A 6,000-nucleotide genomic window follows, 5' to 3' on the forward strand; every position below is an offset into this window, starting at 1 on the left:
AAACTAGAATAAAAAGTGGACACCCCTTTAACGAAAGTCATATTTGGATATGATGATAATAATTAGGAGGGTTTCCATGGGTGAACAACGTCAAAGATATAGTGATGAATTTAAACGTGAAACAGTCAAGTTTGCACAAGAGCAACAGAAAAAGAAGACAATGTCAGATATTGCTGATGAATTGAAGATTCCACTAAGCTGTCTTCATGACTGGATGACAAAATATAGAGTATTTGAAAATGAACCTATTGCAATTGAAGAACGTCTAAACAAGTTAGAACAACAGCTCCGAGATAAAGAACGTGAATTAAAAGAAAAAGATAGGAAATTAGCTAATACCGAAGAAGAACTAGCTATTTTAAAAAAGGCGGTGCACATCTTCAGCAGTCCAAAACCATAAGGTTTGAATTCATTGAAAACCATCGTTCGGAGTTTTCGGTGACGAAGATGTGTAAAGTTTTAGAGGTGTCTCCGAGCGGTTATTTCAAGTGGAGGAATCATGAGCCGAGCCAACAAGAAATGCGAAGGAATAAAGTTAAAGATCGTATTGTTTTTCATTATCATGATTCAGATAAAATATATGGCAGCCCTAAAATCACAAAGCTCCTACAGGATGAGGATTACACTATCAATGAGCGTACTGTTAGCAAGTACATGCAAGAATTAGGGCTACGATCATGTGTCTCTAAGATATTCAAGGTAACTACGACTAATTCGAATCATGATTATCCTATCGCCTCAAATAAATTGAATCAGAACTTTACTGCTTCCGCCCCAAACAAGGTGTGGGTTGCCGATATTACCTATATTCCCTGTCGGGAAGGTCGCTTATATTTAGCTAGTATTCTTGATTTGTTTACACGTGAAATTGTTGGTTGGCGTCTTTACGGACACATGGAGACCCAGTTAGTAATGGACGCATTGAAGGACGCTTATGAATCAAAAAAACCAGCCGAAGGCTTGCTTCATCATTCGGATCGTGGAACTCAGTATGCATCCAAAGACTATCGTGATCAACTTCTGGAGTACCGAATGGAAGCTAGTATGAGTCGAACAGGAAATTGTTATGACAATGCCTGTGCAGAAGCATTTTTTAGTCTTCTAAAAAAAGAATTAATTCAAAGTCGAAAGTTCCAAACAAAGGAACAAGCATACACTGAAATTTACCGTTATATTGAGTTTTTTTACAACCGTAAAAGAATACATGGATCTATAGGATATTTATCTCCTGTTGGATATGCGCAAAAATATTATAAGGAGATTTCTGCCTAATTAGTGATAGGCAGTTTGGTGGCTTGTCTTAACTTAGCGACTAGCCAGATGATACCGTGGAAGGGTCAAGCGGTTTGGGCTTGACGCTTCCACGGTATCATCTATAATTTGAAAAAGTTAAGACAAGCCAAGCACTATATTTCGCTATTTAGGTGTCCACTTTCTTGACAGAGCTCCAGATGTTCCGTTATCTAGCTAAAAAACAACCATTAATGCTTGTTTTTTAGCAAATAGCGGATCCTGTATTCTCTAAAACCTTCCAAAGATCGCATTTTATTAAAATAACGGATTCAGTGTCGGCAAAAAGTGGAGCAAAAAAAAATAACGCATAGACTATGCGTTATTTTAGCTTCTATTAAGAATAAGATGAGCCATGAAGGACTCGAACCTTCGACCCTCTGATTAAAAGTCAGATGCTCTACCGACTGAGCTAATGGCTCGTATTAGATAATTATATAAATTTGTTCTAGTTTTCTTACTTTGTGCATCTACGACGTCCAGCTTTCAGTAAGCTTGTTCAAGCTGTAGCTCAAGCTGTACGCTGATGCATCGCTTCGCAGTTTATTCGGACGTGCTCTACCGACTGAGCTAATGGCTCGGATTACATAATGTAGTATGTACTATAATGCCTCGTCATATGAATCCAGAAAAAAGGCAAAAAAAAATGGCTGGGCTATCTGGATTCGAACCAGAGAATGACGGAGTCAAAGTCCGTTGCCTTACCGCTTGGCTATAGCCCAATGAAAAGAAAAAAGACACTAATATTATGTCCAAATGATTTAATAATATTACTAAAAATGGTGGAGGGGGACGGATTCGAACCGCCGAACCCGAAGGAGCGGATTTACAGTCCGCCGCGTTTAGCCACTTCGCTACCCCTCCGAAAAACTTCTGGTGCCGGCCAGAGGACTTGAACCCCCAACCTACTGATTACAAGTCAGTTGCTCTACCAATTGAGCTAGGCCGGCATATATTAAGATATAAACTGCTTGAATTTCACTGCATATAACTGTCGTCCAGCTCTCAGGAAGCTTAATCAAGTAGCGGCTCGAGCTGTACGCTGAAGCACCACTTCGTAGCTAACTCGGGCGTGCTCTACCAATTGAGCTAGGCCGGCATATATATATGGTGGAGGATGACGGGATCGAACCGCCGACCCCCTGCTTGTAAGGCAGGTGCTCTCCCAGCTGAGCTAATCCTCCAAGGATGTATGTAATGGTGACCCGTACGGGATTCGAACCCGTGTTACCGCCGTGAAAGGGCGGTGTCTTAACCGCTTGACCAACGGGCCAATCTTGATGTTGATTAGGTAAGCTTCCAACCGGGCTCGAACCGGTGACCTCTTCCTTACCATGGAAGTGCTCTACCTGCTGAGCTATGGAAGCAATGGCTCCGCAGGTAGGACTCGAACCTACGACCGATCGGTTAACAGCCGATAGCTCTACCACTGAGCTACTGCGGAAAAATTTAAACCCGGCAACGTCCTACTCTTGCAGGGGGAGAGCCCCCAACTACCATCGGCGCTGAGAAGCTTAACTTCCGTGTTCGGGATGGGAACGGGTGTGACCTTCTCGCCATAATTACCGGATATTATTTCTTTTGCTTCACTGCTATAATAGCAGTTCATTTAATTAAGACAAACTTAATTATAATGATTTTTAATGAATTTTCAAGAGGATTTTTTGAATTTCTTCATTTTGTTCCCTCAAAACTAAATACTGCAGAAGAATCAAGTAAAGAGAATCGCTTTTTTTGGTTAAGTCCTCGATCGATTAGTATTCGTCAGCTCCATGTGTCGCCACACTTCCACCTCGAACCTATCAACCTGATCATCTTTCAGGGATCTTACTAGCTTGACGCTATGGGAAATCTCATCTTGAGGGGGGCTTCATGCTTAGATGCTTTCAGCACTTATCCCTTCCGCACATAGCTACCCAGCGATGCCTTTGGCAAGACAACTGGTACACCAGCGGTGCGTCCATCCCGGTCCTCTCGTACTAAGGACAGCTCCTCTCAAATTTCCTACGCCCACGACGGATAGGGACCGAACTGTCTCACGACGTTCTGAACCCAGCTCGCGTACCGCTTTAATGGGCGAACAGCCCAACCCTTGGGACCGACTACAGCCCCAGGATGCGATGAGCCGACATCGAGGTGCCAAACCTCCCCGTCGATGTGGACTCTTGGGGGAGATAAGCCTGTTATCCCCGGGGTAGCTTTTATCCGTTGAGCGATGGCCCTTCCATGCGGAACCACCGGATCACTAAGCCCGACTTTCGTCCCTGCTCGACTTGTAGGTCTCGCAGTCAAGCTCCCTTGTGCCTTTACACTCTACGAATGATTTCCAACCATTCTGAGGGAACCTTTGGGCGCCTCCGTTACTCTTTAGGAGGCGACCGCCCCAGTCAAACTGCCTGCCTGACACTGTCTCCCACCCCGATTGAGGGGTGCGGGTTAGAATTTCAATACAGCCAGGGTAGTATCCCACCGACGCCTCCACCGAAGCTGGCGCTCCGGCTTCAAAGGCTCCTACCTATCCTGTACAAGCTGTACCAAAATTCAATATCAAGCTGCAGTAAAGCTCCACGGGGTCTTTCCGTCCTGTCGCGGGTAACCTGCATCTTCACAGGTACTATAATTTCACCGAGTCTCTCGTTGAGACAGTGCCCAGATCGTTACGCCTTTCGTGCGGGTCAGAACTTACCTGACAAGGAATTTCGCTACCTTAGGACCGTTATAGTTACGGCCGCCGTTTACTGGGGCTTCAATTCAGAGCTTCGCTTGCGCTAACCCCTCCTCTTAACCTTCCAGCACCGGGCAGGCGTCAGCCCCTATACTTCGCCTTGCGGCTTCGCAGAGACCTGTGTTTTTGCTAAACAGTCGCCTGGGCCTATTCACTGCGGCTCTCTCGGGCTTGCACCCTACCAGAGCACCCCTTCTCCCGAAGTTACGGGGTCATTTTGCCGAGTTCCTTAACGAGAGTTCTCTCGCTCACCTTAGGATTCTCTCCTCGCCTACCTGTGTCGGTTTGCGGTACGGGCACCTTTTACCTCACTAGAGGATTTTCTTGGCAGTGTGGAATCAGGAACTTCGGTACTATATTTCCCTCGCCATCACAGCTCCGCCTTCACGGTTACGGGATTTGCCTCGTAACCAGCCTAACTGCTTGGACGCACATATCCAACAGTGCGCTTACCCTATCCTCCTGCGTCCCCCCATCGTTCAAACGGTAAAGAGGTGGTACAGGAATATCAACCTGTTGTCCATCGCCTACGCCTTTCGGCCTCGGCTTAGGTCCCGACTAACCCTGAGCGGACGAGCCTTCCTCAGGAAACCTTAGGCATTCGGTGGAAGGGATTCTCACCCTTCTTTCGCTACTCATACCGGCATTCTCACTTCTAAGCGCTCCACCAGTCCTTCCGGTCTGGCTTCACCGCCCTTAGAACGCTCTCCTACCACGGACACCTACGGTGTCCATCCACAGCTTCGGTGATACGTTTAGCCCCGGTACATTTTCGGCGCAGAGTCACTCGACCAGTGAGCTATTACGCACTCTTTAAATGGTGGCTGCTTCTAAGCCAACATCCTGGTTGTCTAAGCAACTCCACATCCTTTTCCACTTAACGTATACTTTGGGACCTTAGCTGGTGGTCTGGGCTGTTTCCCTTTTGACTACGGATCTTATCACTCGCAGTCTGACTCCCAAGCATAAGTATTTGGCATTCGGAGTTTGTCTGAATTCGGTAACCCGATGAGGGCCCCTAGTCCAAACAGTGCTCTACCTCCAATACTCTTCATCTTGAGGCTAGCCCTAAAGCTATTTCGGAGAGAACCAGCTATCTCCAAGTTCGATTGGAATTTCTCCGCTACCCACACCTCATCCCCGCACTTTTCAACGTGCGTGGGTTCGGGCCTCCAGTAAGTGTTACCTTACCTTCACCCTGGACATGGGTAGATCACCTGGTTTCGGGTCTACGACCTCATACTATGTTCGCCCTATTCAGACTCGCTTTCGCTGCGGCTCCGCCTCATCAGCTTAACCTTGCATGAAATCGTAACTCGCCGGTTCATTCTACAAAAGGCACGCTATCACCCGGCATTTTTCCAAAGGAAAATATGCACAGGGCTCTAACTACTTGTAGGCACACGGTTTCAGGTTCTCTTTCACTCCCCTCCCGGGGTGCTTTTCACCTTTCCCTCACGGTACTGGTTCACTATCGGTCACTAGGGAGTATTTAGCCTTGGGAGATGGTCCTCCCTGCTTCCGACGGGATTTCACGTGTCCCGCCGTACTCAGGATCCACTCTGGAGGGAACGAAGTTTCAACTACAGGGTTGTTACCTTCTTTGACGGGCCTTTCCAGACCTCTTCATCTACTCCGTTCCTTTGTAACTCCGTATAGAGTGTCCTACAACCCCAAGAGGCAAGCCTCTTGGTTTGGGCTTCTTCCGTTTCGCTCGCCGCTACTCAGGAAATCGCAATTGCTTTCTCTTCCTCCGGGTACTTAGATGTTTCAGTTCCCCGGGTCTGCCTTCCTTATCCTATGTATTCAGATAAGGATACTGCTCCATTACGAGCAGTGGGTTCCCCCATTCGGAAATCTCCGGATCAAAGCTTGCTTACAGCTCCCCGAAGCATATCGGTGTTAGTCCCGTCCTTCATCGGCTCCTAGTGCCAAGGCATCCACCGTGCGCCCTTACTAACTTAACCTATAAGGTTATTACTACT

2 protein-coding genes, 8 tRNA genes and 2 rRNA genes are annotated in these 6,000 nt (G+C 46.9%); 2 read left to right on the forward strand and 10 right to left on the reverse strand.

The genetic code is table 11. The features are described from left to right. Nucleotides 1–76: 76 nt before the first annotated feature. Nucleotides 77–400, forward strand: coding sequence for a transposase (locus KHA87_RS16075; RefSeq protein WP_213092305.1), 324 nt, complete (start codon nucleotides 77–79; stop codon nucleotides 398–400). Beyond that, nucleotides 397–1,272: an IS3 family transposase gene (locus tag KHA87_RS16080; protein ID WP_349305575.1), complete on the forward strand. Its 876-nt coding sequence runs from the start codon at nucleotides 397–399 to the stop codon at nucleotides 1,270–1,272. The genes KHA87_RS16075 and KHA87_RS16080 overlap by 4 nt, the downstream gene beginning before the upstream one ends. 367 nt (nucleotides 1,273–1,639) lie before the next feature. Here the strand turns inward: KHA87_RS16080 and KHA87_RS16085 are convergent. The 10 genes from KHA87_RS16085 to KHA87_RS16130 all read right to left on the reverse strand — a co-directional run bounded on the left by KHA87_RS16085 (nucleotide 1,640) and on the right by KHA87_RS16130 (nucleotide 5,982). Next, a tRNA-Lys gene (locus tag KHA87_RS16085) sits at nucleotides 1,640–1,712 on the reverse strand. A gap of 225 nt (nucleotides 1,713–1,937) precedes the next feature. Further along, nucleotides 1,938–2,012: transfer RNA gene (locus KHA87_RS16090), tRNA-Gln, on the reverse strand. A 58-nt stretch (nucleotides 2,013–2,070) separates the two neighbouring features. After that, nucleotides 2,071–2,154, reverse strand: a tRNA-Tyr gene (locus tag KHA87_RS16095). Nucleotides 2,155–2,164: 10 nt separating this feature from the next. Continuing rightward, nucleotides 2,165–2,240 (reverse strand) — tRNA-Thr (locus tag KHA87_RS16100). Nucleotides 2,241–2,398: 158 nt separating this feature from the next. Beyond that, nucleotides 2,399–2,474, reverse strand: a tRNA-Val gene (locus tag KHA87_RS16105). Between the two features lie 14 nt (nucleotides 2,475–2,488). After that, nucleotides 2,489–2,563 (reverse strand) — tRNA-Glu (locus tag KHA87_RS16110). A 21-nt stretch (nucleotides 2,564–2,584) separates the two neighbouring features. Further along, nucleotides 2,585–2,657: transfer RNA gene (locus KHA87_RS16115), tRNA-Thr, on the reverse strand. Between the two features lie 2 nt (nucleotides 2,658–2,659). After that, nucleotides 2,660–2,734: transfer RNA gene (locus KHA87_RS16120), tRNA-Asn, on the reverse strand. Nucleotides 2,735–2,743: 9 nt separating this feature from the next. Continuing rightward, nucleotides 2,744–2,860: ribosomal RNA gene (rrf, locus tag KHA87_RS16125) — 5S ribosomal RNA — on the reverse strand. Between the two features lie 164 nt (nucleotides 2,861–3,024). Beyond that, nucleotides 3,025–5,982, reverse strand: a 23S ribosomal RNA gene (locus KHA87_RS16130). Nucleotides 5,983–6,000: the final 18 nt, after the last annotated feature.

The organism is Bacillus sp. FJAT-49736, assembly GCF_018343615.1.
In the GTDB taxonomy this organism is placed as follows: Bacteria; Bacillota; Bacilli; order Bacillales; family Bacillaceae_C; genus Margalitia.